Here is a 20,664-nt window from a genome sequence, read left to right on the forward strand (position 1 = left end):
GGCCTCTCGTTCGGGGTAGAGCGGAGACACTAAGCAAGGCCTGTAGCCTGCGATTTCATGTTGGCGTCAGCCTGGCGACGATACCCCCTGCTGACGACCTCAACCGGATTGTCCAGCAGCTCGGCGAACCCCAGCTCAGCGCCGCCGACAAGGGTGGTGTCATCTCCCAGCGCTGCGATCCGCAGTTTCACTCGTTCGCGTGAAACTGGCAGTACGTTGGCGGCGATACGACTCTGCACCTGTGCTGAGGCCCCTCGGTAAATATCGCGCAGTATCCCGCCGAAGACCACGACACCCGGGTTGAACAGGTTGATCAGATTGGCAACCCCGACACCCAGCCAATCTCCCACATGGGTCAGCGCCGCCTTGGCGGATTCGTCGCCTCGCTCAGCGGCATGTACCACGGACGCCACCGCGTCCCGCCCGATCAACCCAGGGGGCCAGTTGGCCGCACTGAGCAGTGCGTCCTCCCCGACCTCCGCTTCCAGGCAGCCGCGCGAACCGCACCCGCACGGCCGCCCGTCGTGTGCGTTCACGATCATGTGACCGGCTTCGGCGGCGTAGCCGTCATTGCCGTCCAGGCGCTTGCCGTCGACGATGATGCCGCCGCCCACGCCAACATCGCCGTGCAGATAGATGAGATTCCGGAATCCGATCCCAGCGCCCCTCTGGTTCTCCGCGACTGCGCCCAGGTGAGCTTCGTTGCCAACTCGCACAGGCAGGCCCAGGGCCAAACGGCGCTCGAGTTCCGGCCCGAATGCCTGATCTACCCAGCCGGTGTTGGGGCCGAATCGCACGGTGCCGTCCGCCGGCCGGATCATGCCGCAGAACGACGCGCCAATGCCGACGCACACGGCATCGCTTGGGACGTCGCGGAGCAGTTGGCGGGCGAACTCGGCGAGAGTTCCAACGACATCGTCCAGGTCGGGGTACTTGCGTTGGCGTACGGCCTCACGGCGATCGAGTATCACGCCGCCCAGGCCCACTCGCGCGGCCAGCAGGCGGTCCACTGCCACGTCAAAGGCGAGCACGAATACGCGATCAGTGTTTGGGCTGACCACCAGGGACGGTCTGCCCGCTCTGTGGGTGTCCTGGGGAAGCTTTTCTTCGACCATGCCCAGGGCGGCAAGTTCGGCGGTCAGCCCCATGATCGTGGTGCGGTTCAGCCCCAACTTCTCCCCGAGCACAGCACGCGAAGTCGGGCCATTCAGGTGGAGATGGCGTAGTAACGCCCCGAGGTTCCTCCGGCGGGTCTCCTCATTAGGCGCCCCGGGCTTTGTGATCTTCATGAACCGAGTCTCCCGGCTACTTCAATCCATTTCCACTGCATCGGGGTCCACGGGAGATCCCGTCCCTCCGCGAGGATGGCGGCCGCGACCAGTGCGACGATCGCTCGGTTGAACACGCGCCCAGGTGGGGTTCGAGGCACGCGCCAATCTTCGACCGTGTCGGCTGGCATGTCCACCGAGGTCCGACCCCAGCAGATCGGCTGTCGCCCTCATCCACGCCGCCTGCCTGAGGCAGAAGTGACGGATGGGCACATAGTGATACATCGGGCATGGCACCATTTCTGGTGTGAATAGGGTCAAGCAGGTGCCTCGGGGCGGGGATCGGCTGATCCGTGTGTCCATGACGGTTGTGGTGTTGGCGGTCGCGGCGGTGGCCGCGTGGGTGTCGTACTGGCATGCGGTGGCGGTGATCGAGAAGTACGGCGCCGAGGACGAGATGTCGGCGCATCTGGTCCCGGCGACCGTGGACGGCATGATCTACGCCTCCTCGATGGTGCTGCTGTGGTGTGCTCGCTACCGGCTGAAGGTGCCGTCGCTGGCTCGCTGGGCGCTGGCACTGGGAGTTGCCGCGACGCTGGCGGCGAACATCTTGCACGGGATTGAGCGGGGACCCCTGGCCGCGGCGCTGGCCGCGTGGCCGGCGATCGCGCTGGTGATCTCCTACGAGCTGATCATGTGGGTGGTGCGCTCGGGTCGCGAACTTGCCGATCGCGTGTACGACGCGGGGGAGCCCGAGCGCGCGTACGACGCCGGGCAGTCGGAGGGAGCGCTCGTCGAGCCCGCACCCCTGAGCGCCCCGAGCGTACCGAGCGGTCACTCAGACCAGGCGCTGCGGGTGCCGCAGCCCGGGCCAGAGGTGCACGCCACGCCGCAGATCGACCCGGGCGAGCCGACGCAAGAAACAGGCGAGCGCCGGTCAGCGCCCGCCGAGCCCGAACCGGCTGCCACACGGGCAGACCAAGACGCATCGGCGGGCGAAACCCGCGCGGACAGCGACCGGCGAGCGCGGGTGGCGGCCTTGCTCGCTCAGGATCCCAACATGACCGGCGCCGCGCTCGCCCGTACGCTCGGGGTGCACGAGACCACCGGCCGCAAATACCGCCGCGAAGCACTCAACGGCAACGGTCGTTCCGCATAACGCCAAACCGGGGCGTGCCTTCAGCCGGGTCAGTGCTGCGGGCGCTGGTTCCACTCGCCGTTCACAAACTAGGAAGTACGCACTCCTACGCTTCGGAAGTGAGTGACGAGGCGATGCAACTGGCGGGCGCTTGAGTTCAGAGCGCACGCATGGCTGTTGACGTCCAGTCACGTCTGCATCCCACCGCTACGCGAGGAGAAAGCGTCATGAGCTCCACTGCGGTCAACGTCGTGCTCGTGCACGGCGCGTTCGTCGACGGGTCGGGCTGGCAGGGTGTCTACAACCTGCTCAAAAAGGACGGCTACCGGGTCAGCGTCGTCCAGAACCCCACGGTGACGCTGGAGGGGGACGCCGAGGTCACGCGGCGGGTGCTGGATCTCCAGGACGGTCCCACCGTGCTCGTTGGGCACTCCTACGGTGGCTCGGTCATCACCGAGGCCGGTACTCATCCGCGGGTGTCGGCGCTCGTCTACGTCGCCGCGTTCGCGCCCGACAAGGGCGAGAGTGTGCAGTCGCTGCTCGCCGACTCGCCGCCGGGTGCGCCGGCGCCGCCGATCGTGCCTCTGGAGGGTGGGTTCCTCGCTATTGAGCGGGACAAGTTCCATGGCGCGTTCGCGGGCGATCTGCCGGCGGAGTTGGCGGCGTTCATGGCCGACTCGCAGGTGCCGTGGGGCGTTGGCGCGGCCGGCGCCGCGGTCACCGAACCCGCCTGGCGCACCAAGCCCGCCTGGTACATGGTCGCTACCGGCGACCAGACCATCCCGCCGCCGCTGCAGCGGACGATGTCCGAGCGGGCGGGTGCCACCGTGGTGGAAGCCGAGGGTAGCCACGCCATCTACATCTCCCAGCCGGAGGCCGTCGTCGCGCTGATCAAGCAGGCGGCCGCCGGCGGCTGAGCGAACGATCCATCGGAACGGCCATGGCAGCCCGGCGGTAAGCCCCCCGGGCTGCCCCCGGAATCAGCTGGCGGGGGTGTGATCCTCACCGGTCTGGCTGGTAGGTGTCCGTACGTTGCCGCGCTTCACCGTCGGCACGCTGTTGGCGAATGTCTCAGTCGCGTACGCCGCGCCATCCGCGAGCTCGTTCAGGAGCGTCGCGTTGACGTTGTTGTAGGTGTCGCAGGCCTTGTGGTAGCAGGGGTCATAGGCCACCCCGGCCGTGCCGCCGAAGACAGCGGCCTCCTCAGCCGTCTTGACGGTGTCGGTGCCGGACCGTACGCCGCCCGCCGGGATGCCCGCGTCCATGAACGACTGGTAGTCGGAGGTACCGGTGAACGCGTCCTGCTTGAGCGGGAGCTTGCGCCCGGCGTAGTAGTCGGTGAAGGTCTTCTCGATCGTGTCCGAGCCGGCCGGCGGCTTGGAGCTGTTGGTGCCGAGTGAGTCGTCACCATCCAGGACGCCGCGGACCCCGTTCGGGGAGCCGATCATGTCGAGGTTCAGGTAGAGCGCGATCTTGGCCTTCTCTTCGGCGCTGAGGTTCGCCACGTAGTACTTGGAGCCGAGGTCGCCGCCCTCCTCGGCGCCCCAGAAGGTGAAGCGGATCCGCGCAGATCCAAGATCATAGCCATGCGTGATAAATGCGGAGATATTCCAGGCTTGCGGTTCTTTATGGCCGATGCCCGATCACCCCTAGCGCACCATCCCGGTGGAACGGCCATGGAACGCCCTTAGAGAGGAGAACCGTCACCGTTCGAAAAGAGACCACATGCGCCACCAGACTGGCTTCCAGCGCCGCGTGTTAACCGTCCTGGTCATGTTAGCCATGGCCCTCGGGCTCCCGGCCGCCGCCCAGGCGAGCGCTCTTTCCTCGACTGCCTTGCGCAGCAACGCCGCCGGCACCGCCAAGTGCATCGGCCTGGCGAACAACGGCAGCACCGCCAACGGCACCCCGCTCGTGATCTGGGACTGTCATTTCCACCCCGACCAGATCTGGCAGGGCAACAACGACCGCTCCATCCGTACGCTCGCCGGCAGCGGCAAGTGTGTGGGGCTGGCGAACAACGGCAGCACGGCCAATGGCACTCCGCTGGTGATCTGGGACTGCCACCTCCACCCGGACCAGCAATGGAGGTTCGCGGCCCTGGGCGCCAACATCTACTCCATCCGCAGCTTCGCCGCCAGCACCGCCAAGTGTGTCGGTCTGGCCAACAACGGCAGCACGGCCAATGGCACTCCGCTGGTGATCTGGGACTGCCACCTCCACCCCGACCAGCAGTGGGGCCTGCCTGATTCTCCTGCGGCCTTCGGATTCGCTTCCTGATCGGCTTCTTCGCAGCCGGAAGCGCTCAGGACCGCCCTCAGTGGGAGGTCCTGGGCGCTACTGGCTGGCAGGAGACACGTGCTCGCGGGTCTACGCGCGGCCCAGCAGGGCCCGGGCCACGTCGACGTCCGTGATGAGGATGTTGATCCAGCGCCCGCGTACCGCTCCCCGGATCGCGGCGAGCTTGGCCGCGCCGCCCGCGACCCCGATGCGGCGCTCCACCGCGCGCAGCTGGTCAGGGGCGATGCCGATGATGCGGTCGTCGAAGTCGGCTTCCACGGCTCGCCCGTCGGCGTCGAAGTATCGGGTGCAGACGTCGCCCACGGCGCCGAGCTCCTGGAGCTGGCGCTGGTCCTCGGGGGCGATGGCGTTGCCGGAGCGGCGGAGCAGTGGGGAGGGTTCAAGGGTGCCGATGCCGAGGAGGGCCAGCGTGAGGCGCGACCATGACTTCATGACCTCGGCGACGGCGGGTTCCTTCGACAGCATGTCGCGGAGTTCGCGGCTGTGGACGAGCGCGGCCGACGGCGCGAAGACGGGGCGCGCTCCGGTCAGCTCGGCGAGGCGGCTGGTGAGGCGGGTCGCGTGCAGTTGTACTTCGGGGCTGCCCGATCCGCCGACTATCTGGACGACCTCTTCGGCGACGGGAGTCGTCTTGGCCCGCATGACGTTGATCGCCTCCAGGAGCGTCGCGCTCCAGGAGGAGATGCCGATGACGTCGCCGCCTTTGAGCGTGGCGTCGAGGTAGGTGGCCGTCGCGGCGGCGAGCGCGGGGATGACGTCAGGCCCCACGCCCTCGGTCTCGACGACGACGGCGTCGCGCAGCCCGTACTGCTCGACGAGGGCTTCCTCGAGCTCGGCGTGCACGCCGTCGGGGGAGACGACCACGGTGCGTACGACAGCGCGGTCGGCGGCCTCTTTGAGGAGGCGCGAGACGCGCGGCTGCGACATGTTGAGATGGGCGGCGATCTCTGGCTGGCGTAGCCCGCGCTCGTGGTACATGCGGGCCACCTTGACCAGCAGCCGCATGTGGTCGGGGCTGGGAGTCGAAGCGATCACCACGTGAGTTCCCCGTCCTTCCTCGCTCCGGTGAGCGCGTCGCCCGGAGCGTCCGGTCTGCATGCTAGACGTTGGAATGGCTAGAGGCGATGTCGTCGCCCCTAGCCTCCGGCGCCTCAGAGTTTCGCGAAGACGCCGTACTGGTCGGCGTTGTCCTTCGTAATGATCTCGCAGTCGATCGACTGCTTCTCCGGCTGCCCGGTCGCGCCGGTTTTGACGAACTTGTCGGCCTGCTCGACCGCGGTCGTGGCGCCGAGCGCGGCCGGCTGCAGGGACGTGGCGAGCATGGTTCCGGCCTTGATCTGCGCGATGGCGTCCGGGCTGCCGTCGAAGCCGACGACGATGACGCCGCTCTTCTTGGCGGCCTTCAACGCCGCCACGGCGCCGAGTGCCATCGTGTCGTTGCCGGCGATCACGCCTTGAATGTCCGGGTTGCGCTGGAGGATGGTCTCCATCTTGCTGAAAGCCTCCTGCTGGTCCCAGTTCGCGGTCTGCTGGGCCACCCGCTTCAGGCCCGGGTACTGCGAGATGACGTCGCCGAAGCCCTTGGAACGCACGCCGGCGTTGGTGTCGGATTCCTTGCCGGTCAGCTCGACGTAGTTGCCCTTCTCCTTCATACCCTTCACGAACTCCTGGGCGGCGAGCTGGGCTCCCTGGGCGTTGTTGGAGACGATCTGGGCCTTGGCGATGCCGGTCTGGTTGATCTCCCGGTCGATCAGGAAGACCGGGATCCCGGCGGTCGTGGCCTTCTGCACGGGGCCGATGGAGGCGTCGGCGCCGGCGTTGTCGAGGATGATCGCCGCGGCCTTGCGCGAGATGGCCGAGTCGATCAGCTCGCTCTGCTTGTTCGGGTCGTCGTCGTGGGAGTCCACCGAGGTCTGGTAGCCGAGCGACTCGGCCTTCTTCTTGGCCGCGTCCGCCTCGGCCTTGAAGAACGGGTTGTCCGGCGAGGGGGTGATGATCGCGATCAGGTTGCTCTTGGGCGCGGAGGCGCTCGACGACGAGGAGGCGCTCGACGACGTCGAGGCCGCGGGTTCGCCGGATGATCCGCATGCGGTCAGCGTCAGCAGCCCTGTGGTCAGGGCCGCCGCGGCCTGGACGACCAGGCGACGGCTGGGGTGGGACATGGTTTACCTCCTGGAAGACGCGCCGGCGTGGACGCGGGATGGGGGATGGGACCGGTTCTGAAACCGTTCCGGTCTGGCATCTGGCAATGGGTGGAGCAGGGGTCAGCGGGCCGGGGCGCTGGGCCTGACCGGTTCGTCGTCGGTGGTCGCCGGTTCGTCGGCGACCGCCACCGCGACCGCCGATGCGGCGGCGCCGCGGCGCTGGAAGCGCTGCTGGGTCTGGTCGAGGATGACCGCGACGATGATCACGGTGCCCTTGATGAAGATCTGCCAGAACGTCGAGACGCCGACGATGACCAGGCCGTCGGCGAGGAAGCCGATGACCAGGGCGCCGACGAGAGTGCCGCGTACGTTCCCGCGTCCGCCGGACAGGGCGGCCCCGCCGATGACGACGGCCGCGATGGCGTTCAGCTCGAAACTGTCGCCGGCCTGCGGCGCGGCCGAGGTGAGCTCGGAGGCGATGATGAGGCCGGACATCGCGGCGCAGGCTCCGGAGATCATGTAGACGATCACCTTGACGCGCTGGACGGGGACGCCGGTGAGTTCGGTGGCCCGCTCGTTGCCGCCCGTGGCGTAGAGCCAACGGCCGAAGGGCGTCGAGCGCAGGAGTACGGCGACGACGGCGGCGAGGATGATCATGATCCAGATCGCCACCGGAAGGCCGAGTGGCCGGCCGCCGCCGATCCAGTCGAAGCCGGTGTTGTGGGTGCTGGGGTCGCCGCCGAGCTTGGGATAGGTGGTGCCGCCGGAGATCAGAAGAGCGGCGCCGCGCGCGACGTACAGCATGCCCAGCGTCGCGATGAAGGGCGCGACGTTCAGTCTGGTGATGAGGAGGCCGTTGATGCTGCCCATCACGGTGCCGGCCGCGATGCACAGGATGACCACCGCCCACACCGGCGGGTAGGCGATGACGCCGAACAGGCTCAGATGTACGCCCTGGAGCAGTTCGCCGGCGATCACGCCCGACAGCCCGACGATGGAGCCGACCGACAGGTCGATGCCGCCCTTGAGGATCACCAGCAGCATGCCGAGTGCCAGGACGGCGTTGATGGCCACGTGCTTGATCATCGTGATCAGGTTGTCGACGGTGAGGAAGGAGTCGGACAGCAGGGCGAAGACGATGATCAGGACACCGAGCGCGATGAACGCACGTAGCTCGAAGATCGAATTGAGCGTTTTCAGGCGGCGCGCCTCCGCCGCCGCCCGGCGGCGTTGGCGCAGCACGGCTGCGTGGTCGCTGGTCAGGGTGTCAGCCATGGCTAACCTCTTCGATGGTGTCGGCGCAGTCGGCCAGGCTCATTGGCTGACCTCTTCGGTGGTGTCGGCGCTGTCGGCCAGGCTCATTGGCTGACCTCTTCGGTGGTGTCGGCGCTGTCGGCCAGGCTCATCAGCTGGTCGCGGGTGATCTCGCCGGCGCGGAGGTCGGCGATCAGCCTGCCGCGGACCAGGACGAGCAGGCGATCGGGAATGTGCAGCGCCTCTTCGGTCTCAGATGTGGTGAACAGCACCGCCAGGCCGCGTTCGGCCTGCCGCGCCATCAGTTCGAAGACGTCGGCCTTGGCGGCGACGTCCACGCCGCGGGAGGGTTCGTCGAGCAGCAGCACGCGGGGGCCGGTCATCAGGGCCTTGCCGATGACGACCTTCTGCTGGTTGCCGCCGCTCAGCGAACCGATCGGCGCGTCGGGGCCGCTGGTCTTGACGGTGACATCGGTGATCATCGTCTGGACGGCGGCGCGTTCCTTCGTGCGGTTCACGAAGAGGCGGCGCACGAAACCGGTCAGCGCGGCCAGGGACAGGTTCTGGCCCACGCTCATCGTCTGGACCAGTCCGTCGCGCTGGCGGTCCTCGGGGACCAGAGCCAACCCGGCCTGGATGCGGCGCCGTACGGTGCCGACGACCGGCTCCCCGTACAGGCGGACCTCTCCCGATTCGGCGTGCAGGCGGCCGGCCAGGCATTCCAGAAGTTCGGTACGGCCGCTGCCCATGAGCCCGTAGATGCCGACGGTCTCCCCGGCGCGGACGGTGAGCGAGACGCCGTCGACGGCCAGGCGGTCGGGGTTGGCGGGGTCGGCGACCGACAGCTCGACCATCTCGAGCGCCACGGGCCCGAGCTTGGGCTCGCGGGCCGGGAAGAGGTCGTCCTGGTCGCGGCCGACCATCTTGCGTACGACCCAGGCGAGGTCGACGTCGGCGGCGGCGGCCGTGGCGACCATGGAGCCGTCGCGGAGCACGGCCACGTCGTCGGCGATGTCGAGCGCCTCTTCCAGATGGTGGGAGATGTAGACGATCGCCACGCCTTCGGCCGTGAGCTCGCGGATGACCTGGAAGAGGACCTCCACCTCCGGGGCGCTCAGCGCCGACGTCGGCTCGTCCATGATCAGGATCCGGGCGTCCTGCAGCAGCGCGCGGGCGATCTCGACGAGTTGCTGCTGGCCCAGCCGCAGGTCGCCGACCATCAGATCGGGGTTCAGCGCCCCGTCCAGACGGCGGAGCACGCCGGCCGCCAGCGATCGCTCGGCCGCGCGGTCGACGAGGACGCCGCTGCGGGTCCGCTCCCGACCGAGGAACAGGTTGTCTTGGATGCTCAGGTTCGAGCACAGGCTGAGTTCCTGATGGATGATCGAGATGCCGCGATCGGCCGCGTCCCGGGCGCTGCCGAACTCGACGACCTTTCCGTCGAGCTCCACCTGGCCGGTGGTGGGCGACTCGACCGCGCTGAGGATCTTCATCAGCGTCGACTTGCCGGCGCCGTTCTCGCCGAACAGCACCACCACGCGCCCCGGGACGATGTCGAGCGAGACGCCCTTGAGCGCCTGCGTCCCGCCGTACACCTTGGTGACGTCGACCGCCCGCAGCACCGGGGTCGTGGCGCTGTCCCGCGTCGCCGTCACGACGCCGCCTCGACGGAGATCGGGGTGATGGTCAGCACGTCGGCGGTCAGCGGTGTCATCGCGCCGACCACGGTGACCTTCTTGCCGTCGAGCGACGGGACGTCGAGCGACGACAGCACCTTCGACTTGACCTCGTTGTTCAGGGCGGTGCCCGCGTCGGCGTAGTCGACCTGGTTGACGAACTGGCCGAACGCGATGAAACCGACCGCGTCGCGCAGCGCCGTGCCGTTGATCGCCGGGCCGATCTGCACCTGGACCCTGGCCTTGCCGATGCCGGGCACCTCGACCGGCAGCAGACCGCTCTTCGCCGAACCGGCGGTGCCGGTCAGCGTGACGGCGTAGCTGTAGGGCCCGGTGCCGGCGCGGTGACCGTACTTCTGGCCGGCCGCGTCCGTGTCGTCGGCGATCGCCTTGCTCAGCGTGACGATGTCGACGGCCTTGCTCTTGATCGCCGGTACGACCTTCGGCCCGTAGGTCGCGGCGCCGTAGCGGGCCGGGTCGAACTTCGCCTGCTCGCCGGCGCGCGGCGCGGTGTCCGAGCGGTACGTCGTACTGGCGATGATCGCGATGATCACGAGCACGAGCGCGATCAGGCTGCCACGCCCCAGCGTGAGCCGACCGGGCCGGGTGGATTGCACTGCTGTCATGACGTACTCCCGTTCGCGCGTGCGCCGAGGTCGCGGGCGACCGTGAGGCGCTGGTGCCATCTCGCCGCGGCTGCCCTGCGGTGCTCCGCGCTCCAGTCAGGGGTGAAGATCTCCACGTCGCCGTCGGCCCGGCGTTCGAGGTCGGCGGTGGTCCACAGGCCCAGTCCGAGACCGGCCAGGTCCGCCGCGCCGCCCGCCGACAGCTCGTGATGCCGGGTGCGGGCCACCTCGACATCGCTCAGGCCGGCCTGCAGCCGCATGAGCGCGGTGCTGCGGGTCAGGCCGCCGTCGGCGACGATCCGGCGCAGGCCCGGCATGGCGGTCAGAACGTCGTCGACCTGGTGCGCCACCGACTCCAGGGCCGCCCGCGCGAGCTGCTCCCGCCCGGTGCCGAGATCGAACCCGGCCAGCACCGGCACCGCCCGGGGGTCCCACCACGGCGCTCCTAGGCCGCCAAAGGCCGGTACGAGGGTGACGTCGCCCGCGTCGGAGCCGGCCGCCAGGTCGACGACCTGGTCCGCGGAGATGCCGAGCAACTCCGCCAGCCAGGTCAGGGTCCGGCCGGTGGAGCGGATGTTCGCCTCCCTGGCGAACGTCGGCTGCCCGGTCGACCAGGCGATCGTGTCGCATACCGGGCTTCCCGACCCACCCGGGCCACCCGGTCCACCTGGGCCGCCCAGGCCGCCCGGCGACTCCGCGACCGTCATCACCGACGATCCCGTGCCGTAGGTCACCTTGACCACGCCCGGCCGCCAGCCCGCGTGCGCGAACAGCGCGGCGTGCGAATCGCCCAGCACCGCGAGCACGGGCACCCCGGCGGGCAGCGGGTCCAGGTCGCGGACCGTGCCGAAGGGGCCGGTGGAGGCGACGACGCGGCCCAGCGCCGCGCGGGGGACGTCGAAGATGTCCAGCAGTTCGTCGTCCCAGTCACCGGTCGCGAGGTTCAGCAGCTGAGTGCGGGAGGCGTTGCCCACCTCGGTGACGAATTCGCCGGTGAGCGCGTCGAGCAGCCACGCGTCCACGGTGCCCAGGCGCAACTCGCCGCGCCCGCTGCGCTCGCGCGCCGGGTCGTGCCGGTCGAGCAGGGCGCCCATCTTCAGCGCCGAGAACATCGGGTCCAGCGGGAGCCCGGTACGACTCCGGACCAGGTCGCCGTACCCTTCGTCCAAGAGCTGGGCCGCTCGGTCCGCGCCGCGCTGGTCCTGCCAGCCGACCAGTGGCGCGACCGGCCGTCCGGTCGCCGCGTCCCACAGGACCACCGACTCGCGCTGGGTGCTCAGCCCGATCCCGCGTACGGCCCGCGGATCGGCCTGCCGCAGGCAGGCGGCGGCGGCGTCGCGGACGCTGCCGAGCAGTTCCTCGGCGTCCTGCTCCGCCAGCCCCGGAGCCGGGTGGCTCTGGGACAGCGGCGCACTGGCGCGGGCCACGACCTGGCCGGCGGCGTCGACCAGCAGGGCCTTGGTGGAGCCGGTGCCCTGATCGATGGCGAGGACGAGCGGTTCCATCAGACCCGTCCCAAAGCCTTACGGGCGGCCTTGACGATGCCCTCGGCGTTCAGGCCGAAGTGGTCGAGCAGGAAGGACGTGCTTCCCGTCGGTGCGAACGTCGGGACGCCCAGCATGCGTACGGGGACCGGATGACGCTCCGCGACGACCTTGGCGACGGCGGCGCCCAGGCCGCCGGACAGCAGACCCTCCTCCGCGGTGACGATCGCGCCGGTCTGCTCCGCGGCGGCGACGACCTCGGCCACGTCCAGCGGCTCGACGAAGGTCATGTTGACCACCCGCGCGGTGAGGCCCTCCGCGCGCAGGAGCGCGGCGGCGTCGAGGGCTCGCGAGACCATCGTGCCGATCGCGATCACGGTCACGTCGTCGCCTTCGGCCAGGCGCGTCGCCCGGCCGGCCTCGAAGGGCGTGCCCGCCGGTGTCACCGCGGGGACCTTGAAGCGGGGGATCCGGATATAGGAGGGGAGACCGGACGCCGCGGCCCAGCGGACGGCGTCGCGAGTCTGCGACGGGTCGGCCGGGACGACGATTCGCAGCCCGGGGACGGCGCGCATCCAGGACAGATCCTCGATGGAGTGGTGGGTGGGCCCCAGCTCGCCGTACGCCATGCCCGGGCTCTGCCCGCACAGCACCACGTGCCGGTCGCTGTAGGCCACGTCCGCCTTGATCTGCTCCAGGGCGCGCCCGGTGAGGAACGGCGCCGCCGCGGAGACGAAGGGGATGAAACCGGCGTTGGCCAGGCCGGCCGACACGCCGACGAGGTCCTGTTCGGCGATGCCGACGTTGATCAGGCGGTCGGGGAACTCCTCGCGGAATTTGACCAGGTTGCTGGATCCGACCGAGTCATTGCAGACCGCCACGATCCGCTCGTCGGCGCGGGCCAGGGCGGCCAGCTCCTCGCCGAAGTCGACGCGGCAGTCGAACGTGGGGGCCTGCTCGGCGAGAGCGGTCATCGGCTCAGCTCCTCGAGCGCGAGCTGGACCTGCTCGTCGGTGGGCACCTTGTGGTGCCACTCGACCCGGTCTTCCATGAATGAGACACCCTTGCCCTTGACGGTGTTGGCGATGACGGCGACGGGCTTGCCCGTCGACGACGGCGCGTACGCCTGCTTGATCGCGGCGTGGTCGTGGCCGTCGATGACGCGCACCTCCCAGCCGAAGCTCGCCCACTTCTGGTCGAGCGGCTCCAGCGACTTGGTGTCCTCAGTGCGGGCGCCCTGCTGCAGCCGGTTGCGGTCGACCACGGCGGTGAGGTTGTCCAGCCCGTAGTGGGCGGCCGTCATGGCCGCCTCCCAGTTGCTGCCCTCCTGCATCTCGCCGTCGCCCAGGACGACGATGGTGCGCCAGGTCTCGCCGCGCAGCTTGGCGCCGAGGGCGCAGCCGGTGGCGACCGGGAAGCCGTGCCCGAGCGGGCCCGTGTTGGTCTCCACGCCGGGCACCTTGACCCGGTTGGGGTGGCCGTTCAGCGGCGACAGCGGCGCCATGTACTCGGCGAGCCGCTCCTGGGGGAAGAAGCCGCAGGAGGCCAGCGTCGAGTACAGCGCCGCGGCGCAGTGGCCCTTGCTCAGCACGAACCGGTCGCGCAGCGGGTTGGCCGGGTCGTGCGGGTCGAGCCGGAGCGTCCCCCACATGGCGGTCACCAGCAGGTCCGTCACCGACAGGTCGCCACCGACGTGTCCCATCCGGGCCGCCTGGATGGTCGTGAGGATGTCGCGCCGGATGCGGGTGGCGATTCCGGCCAGCTCGGGGGCCGCCTCGGCGGGCGAGGCCGCGCGCAGGAGCGCGCTGCGCTCGACGTAGGCGTTGGCGACGGGCGTGTCCAGTTCGAGGGGCCTGGACGCGGTCTTCACGGCGGTCATTCGGACTCGCTCTCGGCGAGTGCCCGGTAGAGCGCCCGCTTCGCGATGCGCTGGGCGCCGAGGGCGTCCTGCGCCGACTGGGCGGCGGCGAGCGCGTCGCGGTCGAGGTAGCCCAGTGCGTGGTGGAAGGCGCGCATGGTGCGGATGCCCGCCCGCGCCGCCTCGACGGAGTCCTCGCGGAACGGGAACTGGTCGAGCTGCCAGACGCCCTCCCAGCCGGCGTCGCGCAGGGCGAAGAAGAACTCGAACGTCTCCAGCAGGTGCACCGAGCCGACGACCATGTCGTCGTCCCAGCCGCGGAAGTTGTCGTTGACGTCGATCGCGAAGAGTTTTCCGCGGCTCATCGCCATCTTGGCGGCCTCGGCCGGCGTCTCGCCGCCGTACAGGGAGTGGCCGAAGTCGAGCAGGATGCCGACGTTGTCCACGCCCATGTCCTCGATCGCGAGCAGGGTGCGCGCGACGGAGGAGAAGACCATCCGGTTGCGCGGCTCGCGCGGCTTGTACTCGATCGCGAACTTCAAGTCGGGGAAGGCCTGCGCGAGCTCGCGGACCGCGCCGACCGACTTGTCCCACAGGTCGGTGTAGTCGGCCTGGAAGGGATAGTCGTAACCGTCCTGCCCGGGCCACAACTTGATGTAGTCGACACCCAGCTCACGCCCGACTTCGGCCGCGGCCGCCACCAGGTCGATGGCGTCCTGGCGTACGGCGGGGTCGGGGTTGGTGAAACCGCCCTTGGCGAACTTGCCCGTGTAGAACTCGGGCGTGACCGCGATCGCGCGCAGGTTCTGCTCGTCGAGCGCCGCCCGCACCTCGGCGGTGCTGATGCCGCCGGGCGGAAAGGGCCAGTTCAGGTCGACGACGGACAGGTCGCCCACTGCCCCGGCAAGCTTGATGCAGTCCAAGACCGTCTTCGGCTCGCCGTAGCCGTCGGTCGCATACCGGTCGACATAGGTGGCGAAGTGCCAGATGCCGGCCCCGTAGACCGGCTCATCGTGGGGATGAATGTTTATGCGATCACGATCAGACATGCAAGCAAGTTACGGGAGGATGAAAAGAGGTGTCAATGGGGTGCCCTTGGTCATGTGTCGGCAACCTTGACGACATCCAGGAGCAGCATGAATACTGCGCATGCTATTCGCCACTCAGCGGTGAATAGGTATTCGCAGAAGGAGTTGCCGTGCCCCCCTCCAGACTCCCAGCCCCCCGGAGCAGGCGACCTATCCGGGTATTGACCTGCGTGATCGCGGCTGTCGGCATGACTGTCGCCACGCTCCCAGCGGCGGCCGAGGCCGACAGCCTCCACCCGGAAGGGAACCTGCCCAGAACGGTCGTCACCACCGACATGGAGCAGGACGACTACGCCTCGCTCATCCGCTATCTGCTCTACACCAACGAGGTCGACACCGAGGGGATCATCTACAGCAGCGGCAAGTTCCACTGGTCGGGAGACGGCAAGGGCACGACGTTCTTCCTCCCCAACCGGGAGTACACCACGCCGCAGACCTCATGGCGATGGACCGGGACGCGGACCATCCAGGACCAGGCCCTGCGCGCGTACGCCGAGGTCTACCCCAATCTGCGCAGGCATGACTCCCGCTACCCCGCGCCGGGCGAGCTGCTGGCCAAGGTCAAGATCGGCAACATCGAGTTCGAGAACGAGATGGCCAAGGACACCGAGGGCTCCGACCTCATCCGCGACCTGCTGCTGGACCACGATTCCCGGCCCCTGTACCTCCAGGCGTGGGGCGGCACCAACACGATCGCCCGGGCCCTCAAGTCGATCGAGGACCGATTCGGCAGCACGAGGCAATGGCCTCGCGTCAAGGCCGCGATCTCGAAGAAGGCGGTGATCCTGGCCAGCGGATTCCAGGACGACACCTACGCCCAGTACATCGCTCCCGTCTGGCCGGAGATCCGCGTCGAGAACATGGCGGCCGGCTACGCCACCTGGGGCTACAACTGCGAGCGCGGGCAGGGCAACGTCCGAGGCCTACCGGCTGACCGCGTCTACTTCAGCGGCGCGTGGATCAAGCAGAACATCCAGATCGGGCCGCTGGGCTCGCTCTACCGGTCATGGCTGGACGGCCAGTCGATGCCGGGCGACCAACTCGACATCTTCGGCGACCCCGAGCGTGCCGCGGGCGGCTGGTGCAAGCCGCTGGCGCCGTACGACTTCCTCTCGGAGGGCGACAACGTCGCCTTCAACCCTCTGCTCAACACCGGCATCCAGGATCCGGAGAACCCGCTGCTCGGCGGCTGGGGTGGCCGGGCGACCCAGACGACCACCACGCCGAACCTGTGGACCATGGTGGGCGCGGAGAAGGACGACACCGGCGCCGACGTCAAGAACTACACGACGCTGCGATGGGCCGGAGCCGCGCAGAACGACTTCGCGGCCCGGATGCGGTGGACCCTGACCCCCAAGTACCGCGACGGTAACCACCCGCCCACGGTCGACATCGACGGCAACGACACCGTCCGGGCCCGGCCCGGCTCCGTCGTCACGCTGACCGGCCGCACCACCGATCCTGACCAGGACTCTGTGACGCTCCGCTGGTCGCAGTACCGAGAAGAAGGCAGCTACCCCGGCACCGCCACGATCACCGACCGCGGTCGCGGCCGGGCCGCCGTCACCGTCCCGGCGGACGCCACACCGGGCCAGACCATCTCGATCATCCTCCAAGGCACCGACGACGGCACGTTCCCCCTCACCCGCTACGACCGCGTGTTCATCCGGGTCGTCTGACGATGCGCGACATCACCCGGCGAGCCATCATGCCCGCCGGGTGGTGCCCGCCATCGAAGAGCCCACCACGTGCGCGTTCGTGATGCCGGCTCAGGTAAGACGCTCCTTTTCGGCTGGTCGCGGCATCGGGGCGGGGAGCGTCCGCTCCGGATGGCACAGCCCCAGCAGGCGAAGTGCGGGTACCGTCATCACGGTGGTGATCAGCGCCATCATCACTAGCACGGTGAACGTGCCCGGCCCGATCACGCCGATGCTGAGCCCCGTGCTGAGCACGACGATCTCGGTGACGCCGCGCGCGTTCATGAGGACGCCGAGGCCGAGCGCGAGCCGTCCCGGCATGCCACCGGCCCAGGCGGTCACGGCGGCGGTGCCGAGTTTGCCGAGGACCGCGGCCACCAGCAGGACCGCCCCGCCCAACAGCACCGTCGGGTCGTCGAAGGCCATGCGTACGTCGGCCTGCAGCCCGATCGAGGCGAAGAACACCGGCAGCAGCAGCGCGCGGTTGAGTGAGGCGAGACGGTCGGGGACCGTGCCCAGGACGCGGGCGTTACGGGGGATCACCACGCCGGCCAGGAGGGCGCCGAAGATCGCGTGCGCGCCGATGACGTCCGTCGCCGCCGCCAGGGAGAAGATCAGGCCCAGGACGAGCACGAGGCTGGCGGGCGCGGGCAACCTGGTCGCCGCGTACCTGTCGGCCAGGGTCCTGAGCGCGGGGCGGACCACGAGGAGCGCGACGAGGACCAGGACGGCGGAGAGCACCATCGTGGTCAGCGCGCCGGCGGGTGAGCGGGCGTGCGCGAGTGCGATCACCGCGGCGAGCGCACACCACGCGAGTACGTCGGCGATCCCGGCGCACAGGATGGCCAGCGAGCCCAGCCGGGTGCCGGTCAGGCCGACTTCCTGGAGGATCCTGGCCAGCACGGGTAACGCGGTGACGCTCAGCGCGGTCCCGATGAACAGGACGAACTCCGTCTTGCCCGCCGCCGGGCCGGCGAGCGCGGAAGCGAACGGGATCGCCGCGACCGTGCCCAGGGCGAAGGGGACGGCCACCATCGCCAGGGCGGCGACGCCCACGACAGTGCGTTGCCTGCCCAGGGCGGTGTGATCGAACTCCGTTCCCACGGTGAAGATGAAGATCGCCAGCCCGGCCTGGGCGAGCAGGTTCAAATGCTGCATGGCGGCGGCGGGCATGATCAACTCGGTCGCCGCCGGCGCCAGCGCGCCCAGCGCGGACGGCCCCAGCAGCAGCCCGGCCACTATCTGTCCCACCACCGAGGGTTGGCCGATACGACGGGCCACGATGCCGCCGAGCGAGGCCAGTCCGCCGATGACCGCCACGGCGAGGAACAACCTCAGGATCGACTGGATGGGCGTCGCCTCCGCGACCGGCGGCACCACCACCGCGCGCTCCACCGGGTGGACACCCCAGCCGAAGACCATCAGGAGCGACACGGCGGCCACGGCGGTCAGCGTGAGCGCGATCACCAGACCCCAGGCCGGGGCGGGCAGGAGGCGTTGTTCGGTGTCTTCGAGCGGGCTCTGTCCACGCATGCTGACGCCCCCTCCGGCGTTCGCGATGGCTACATGGGTTGCGCTTTGAAGGGCTCAGTCGATGACCGGGCCGCCCGCCCGCCGACCAGCAGCAGCGCACCGACGGCGGCGATCATCCCGACGGCGATGACCGGTACGAGGGCCTGGAAGCCCGGCCCGGCGACCACCAGGCCGAACATCGGCGGACCGAGCAACGACCCGAGGCTGCCCGCCTGAGCGACGACGCCGTTACCGACATCGGCGTGGTCGAGGCGGTCCAGCACCATCGGGAGCGCGGCGAAGACGAGGGCTCCCAGGAAGCCGTTCTCCATCGAGATGATCGCCGCGCCGACCTGCGCCGCCGTCAGCGAAGCCGCGCCACCGTACATGAGCCAGGCCGCCGGGACGGTGAGGAGGCCGACCAGCGCGAGCACGCGGACCGGCGTGCCACGGCGGAGCAGCACTCCCACAGCCAATCCGCCGAGCGCGCTGAGCAGGGAGATCACCGAGGTCACCGCGCCGGCGGCGGTGGCCGTGCGGCCGTACTCCTCGATGAGGAGCGTGGGCAGCAGGACGATCACCGGAATGGTCACCAGCGCGCCCAGGCAGAAGGCGAGGGCGAGTGCCGCCGGCCACTTCAGGGCCCCGATCTTGGGAACGGGTCCGGCCGCCACCAGCCGGCCGGACCCGCGTGGCAGCCGTACCCAGACCACCAGGGCCATCGCCAGCGTCAGTGCGGCGATCAGCCCGATCCAGCCACGCCAGCCCAGAGCGGAGCCCAGTACGCCGCCCCCAAGGGTGCTCAGTCCGATGCCGACGGCGACGAACGTGGCCCAGATCGACAGGGCGGTGCCGCGGTCCCGTTCACTGGCCAGGCGGAGGATCAGCGCCGGGCAGGCGATGGTGACCAGGACGTATCCGGTGCCCTCGACACCTCTGGCGGTCAGCAACCAGCCGAAGCCGCCCGCCCACACGCTCGCCGCGCTCGCCGCACCCATCAGGACCAGCCCGGTGATCAGCGACCGCTCCGTGCCGAAGCGGCGGACCAGGTATCCGGCGGGCAGGCCCACGACGGCGCCCACGCCGACGACCGCCGAGATCACCCAGCCCAGTTCCGACAGCGACAGCCCGAGCTCACCGGCCACCGCCGGGCCGACGGAGGCGAACTTGCCGAGGCTCATCGCCGCGGCGACCCCGCCGAGGTAGACGATGGCGATCAGCACCCACGGGGAGCGCTGCGGCGATTTCTCGCCCGGCTCCGAGACGCCTGGCGTTGGCTGGCGATCCATGAATCTCCTTCGATCTAATCTGGTTCATCCGCCGCTGCGGTCAGGCGCGCCTGGATGGCCACCAGTCCGGCTCCGGCGAAGGAGAAGCGCACGTCGGCGGACCGGCGATGCCGGGACACGCGGTGACCGTCCTGGACATGGATCCACAACCAGGCCGCGTCCAGGTCCAAGGCGACGGGGCCGCTGCCGGTGGACGGGCGGGGAGGGACGGCGTACCGGCTCAGTGGCGCCAGCAGTTCGGCGGGCAGCCCGATGAGGTCGACGTCGAGCACCCGGGAACGACCATCCATGTCAACGGCGAGCAGGACGCTGCGGGTGACCGCCACTATGGAATCGGCGGAGACAGGAGAGGCCAGACACAGTTCGAGCAGGCCGGAGGACGCGCGCCAGCCGGCTCCGTCCGCGGGGACGAGCCGGTCGTTCGTGGTACGGATCAGCATCGCGACACGTTCGAGGCGAGGAGGCCGATTCCCGATTCGGTGACGTCGACCGCTCCGGCCGACAGCAGGACGTCGATCGTCTCAGGGACGTCCCCGCGCAGCAGCACCCCCTGGAGCACGACCAGGTTCTCGTCCGCCAGGTCCGACCCGGCGCGCCACGATCGGCCGGGCATCGCGGTGACCACCTGAGGCAGGCTTTCGGCCAGCGTCCGGACCGTCAGCAGCACGTGGGACGGGCCGACCCAGGCGCCACGCAGCAGCAGCGCGATGTTCTGGATCACGCCGCGTTTGCCCTTCTCGGCGTATGCGGCCGGGTTGGCGATCAGCTGCGCGCCGCAGGTCCGGATGGTCTCGATGATCCGCAGGTTGTTCTGGCGGAGCGAATGGCCCGTCTCCACGACGTCCATCATCACGTCGGCCAGTTCCGGGATCTTGGCTTCCGTCGCGCCGTAGGACACGACCACCTCGGCCCGCCGTCCGGCGGCCTGGAAGAAGCGGCGGCCGATGTTCGGGTATTCGGTGGCCACGCGGACGCCGTCGGGCAGGTCGCTCACGCTGGTGGCGGGGTGGTCGGCCGGGGCCGCGAGCACCAGCCGCCATGGCCGCTCGGTGTTCCTGGAGTAGTCGAAGGACTCCGCCACCTCGACCTTGGCCCCGGTCTCCTCGATCCAGTCGGCCCCGGTCAGTCCGAGGTCGAACGTCCCGCTCTCGACCGCCAGGGGGATCTCGCGCGGCTTGTAGAACGCGACGTGCGCCACCCCGGTGTAGTCGATCACGCCACGGTACGACCGTTCGGAGGGCCGCCGGATGGGCAGCCCCGCGGCCGCGAACAGTTGCAGGGCCCGCCGCTCCAGCGACCCCTTCGGCAGTACGAGGGAGAGCATGATTC

The 20,664-nt window shown here is 69.6% G+C and carries 19 protein-coding genes; 4 read left to right on the plus strand and 15 right to left on the minus strand.

Annotation, left to right across the window (positions count from 1 at the left end; all coding sequences use genetic code 11):
- Nucleotides 1-29: 29 nt before the first annotated feature.
- The gene (locus AB0L53_RS47230; protein ID WP_358176975.1) at nt 30-1,289 is read right to left on the minus strand and encodes an ROK family transcriptional regulator; all 1,260 of its coding nucleotides are present in this window, start codon (nt 1,287-1,289) and stop codon (nt 30-32) included.
- 340 nt (nt 1,290-1,629) lie between these two features.
- Between AB0L53_RS47230 and AB0L53_RS47235 the strand changes: the two genes are divergently transcribed.
- A complete protein-coding gene (locus AB0L53_RS47235) occupies nt 1,630-2,427 on the plus strand; it encodes a DUF2637 domain-containing protein (RefSeq protein ID WP_364009686.1) in 798 nt (265 codons plus the stop codon).
- 206 nt (nt 2,428-2,633) lie between these two features.
- The gene (locus tag AB0L53_RS47240) at nt 2,634-3,323 is read left to right on the plus strand and encodes an alpha/beta hydrolase (protein WP_364009689.1); all 690 of its coding nucleotides are present in this window, start codon (nt 2,634-2,636) and stop codon (nt 3,321-3,323) included.
- A 63-nt stretch (nt 3,324-3,386) separates the two neighbouring features.
- Here the strand turns inward: AB0L53_RS47240 and AB0L53_RS47245 are convergent, their stop codons facing one another.
- A complete protein-coding gene (locus tag AB0L53_RS47245) occupies nt 3,387-4,043 on the minus strand; it encodes a M28 family peptidase (RefSeq protein ID WP_364009906.1) in 657 nt (218 codons plus the stop codon).
- Nucleotides 4,044-4,131: 88 nt separating this feature from the next.
- On the opposite strand from AB0L53_RS47245, the gene AB0L53_RS47250 reads away from it, so the two are divergent.
- Nucleotides 4,132-4,686 (plus strand): RICIN domain-containing protein, encoded by a 555-nt coding sequence (locus tag AB0L53_RS47250; RefSeq protein WP_364009692.1) that lies wholly within the window; start codon nt 4,132-4,134, stop codon nt 4,684-4,686.
- Nucleotides 4,687-4,776: 90 nt separating this feature from the next.
- Here the strand turns inward: AB0L53_RS47250 and AB0L53_RS47255 are convergent, their stop codons facing one another.
- The 9 genes from AB0L53_RS47255 to AB0L53_RS47295 all read right to left on the minus strand — a co-directional run bounded on the left by AB0L53_RS47255 (nt 4,777) and on the right by AB0L53_RS47295 (nt 14,798).
- The gene (locus AB0L53_RS47255) at nt 4,777-5,745 is read right to left on the minus strand and encodes a sugar-binding domain-containing protein (RefSeq protein WP_357941625.1); all 969 of its coding nucleotides are present in this window, start codon (nt 5,743-5,745) and stop codon (nt 4,777-4,779) included.
- 113 nt (nt 5,746-5,858) lie between these two features.
- Complete coding sequence (locus AB0L53_RS47260) at nt 5,859-6,869, minus strand: D-ribose ABC transporter substrate-binding protein (protein ID WP_364009695.1); 1,011 nt, start codon at nt 6,867-6,869, stop codon at nt 5,859-5,861.
- A gap of 102 nt (nt 6,870-6,971) precedes the next feature.
- Nucleotides 6,972-8,126, minus strand: a complete 1,155-nt coding sequence (locus AB0L53_RS47265) for an ABC transporter permease (protein ID WP_364009698.1) — start codon at nt 8,124-8,126, stop codon at nt 6,972-6,974.
- Between the two features lie 83 nt (nt 8,127-8,209).
- Nucleotides 8,210-9,760 (minus strand): sugar ABC transporter ATP-binding protein, encoded by a 1,551-nt coding sequence (locus AB0L53_RS47270; RefSeq protein WP_364009701.1) that lies wholly within the window; start codon nt 9,758-9,760, stop codon nt 8,210-8,212.
- Nucleotides 9,757-10,407, minus strand: a complete 651-nt coding sequence (locus tag AB0L53_RS47275; protein WP_364009704.1) for a DUF2291 domain-containing protein — start codon at nt 10,405-10,407, stop codon at nt 9,757-9,759. The genes AB0L53_RS47270 and AB0L53_RS47275 overlap by 4 nt, the downstream gene beginning before the upstream one ends.
- Nucleotides 10,404-11,912, minus strand: a complete 1,509-nt coding sequence (locus AB0L53_RS47280) for an FGGY family carbohydrate kinase (protein ID WP_364009707.1) — start codon at nt 11,910-11,912, stop codon at nt 10,404-10,406. Before AB0L53_RS47280 ends, AB0L53_RS47275 begins: the two co-directional genes overlap by 4 nt.
- Nucleotides 11,912-12,865 carry a transketolase C-terminal domain-containing protein gene (locus tag AB0L53_RS47285; protein WP_364009710.1) on the minus strand — a complete coding sequence of 318 codons (954 nt, stop codon included), beginning with the start codon at nt 12,863-12,865 and terminating at the stop codon, nt 11,912-11,914. Before AB0L53_RS47285 ends, AB0L53_RS47280 begins: the two co-directional genes overlap by 1 nt.
- Complete coding sequence (locus tag AB0L53_RS47290; RefSeq protein ID WP_364009713.1) at nt 12,862-13,770, minus strand: transketolase; 909 nt, start codon at nt 13,768-13,770, stop codon at nt 12,862-12,864. The genes AB0L53_RS47285 and AB0L53_RS47290 overlap by 4 nt, the downstream gene beginning before the upstream one ends.
- Entirely contained in the window at nt 13,767-14,798 is a 1,032-nt protein-coding gene (locus AB0L53_RS47295; RefSeq protein ID WP_364009715.1) for a sugar phosphate isomerase/epimerase family protein, read from the minus strand. The genes AB0L53_RS47290 and AB0L53_RS47295 overlap by 4 nt, the downstream gene beginning before the upstream one ends.
- Before the next feature lie 227 nt (nt 14,799-15,025).
- On the opposite strand from AB0L53_RS47295, the gene AB0L53_RS47300 reads away from it, so the two are divergent.
- Complete coding sequence (locus AB0L53_RS47300; RefSeq protein ID WP_364009718.1) at nt 15,026-16,516, plus strand: nucleoside hydrolase-like domain-containing protein; 1,491 nt, start codon at nt 15,026-15,028, stop codon at nt 16,514-16,516.
- Nucleotides 16,517-16,606: 90 nt separating this feature from the next.
- Here AB0L53_RS47300 and AB0L53_RS47305 read toward each other — a convergent pair whose 3' ends face one another.
- Genes AB0L53_RS47305 through hisG form a run of 4 tightly spaced genes read right to left on the minus strand, consistent with a single transcriptional unit; the run spans nt 16,607 to nt 20,659 of the window.
- The gene (locus tag AB0L53_RS47305; RefSeq protein WP_364009720.1) at nt 16,607-18,067 is read right to left on the minus strand and encodes a cation:proton antiporter; all 1,461 of its coding nucleotides are present in this window, start codon (nt 18,065-18,067) and stop codon (nt 16,607-16,609) included.
- Nucleotides 18,068-18,096: 29 nt separating this feature from the next.
- Nucleotides 18,097-19,335, minus strand: coding sequence for an MFS transporter (locus AB0L53_RS47310; RefSeq protein ID WP_364009723.1), 1,239 nt, complete (start codon nt 19,333-19,335; stop codon nt 18,097-18,099).
- A gap of 14 nt (nt 19,336-19,349) precedes the next feature.
- On the minus strand, nt 19,350-19,775 hold the full coding sequence (locus AB0L53_RS47315) for a hypothetical protein (protein ID WP_364009726.1): 426 nt from the start codon (nt 19,773-19,775) through the stop codon (nt 19,350-19,352).
- Nucleotides 19,769-20,659 carry an ATP phosphoribosyltransferase gene (gene hisG / locus AB0L53_RS47320; protein ID WP_364009729.1) on the minus strand — a complete coding sequence of 297 codons (891 nt, stop codon included), beginning with the start codon at nt 20,657-20,659 and terminating at the stop codon, nt 19,769-19,771. Before hisG ends, AB0L53_RS47315 begins: the two co-directional genes overlap by 7 nt.
- Between the last annotated feature and the right edge of the window lie 5 nt (nt 20,660-20,664).

Origin of the sequence: Nonomuraea sp. NPDC052129, from assembly GCF_040680095.1 — a bacterium.
Lineage (GTDB): Bacteria > Actinomycetota > Actinomycetes > Streptosporangiales > Streptosporangiaceae > Nonomuraea.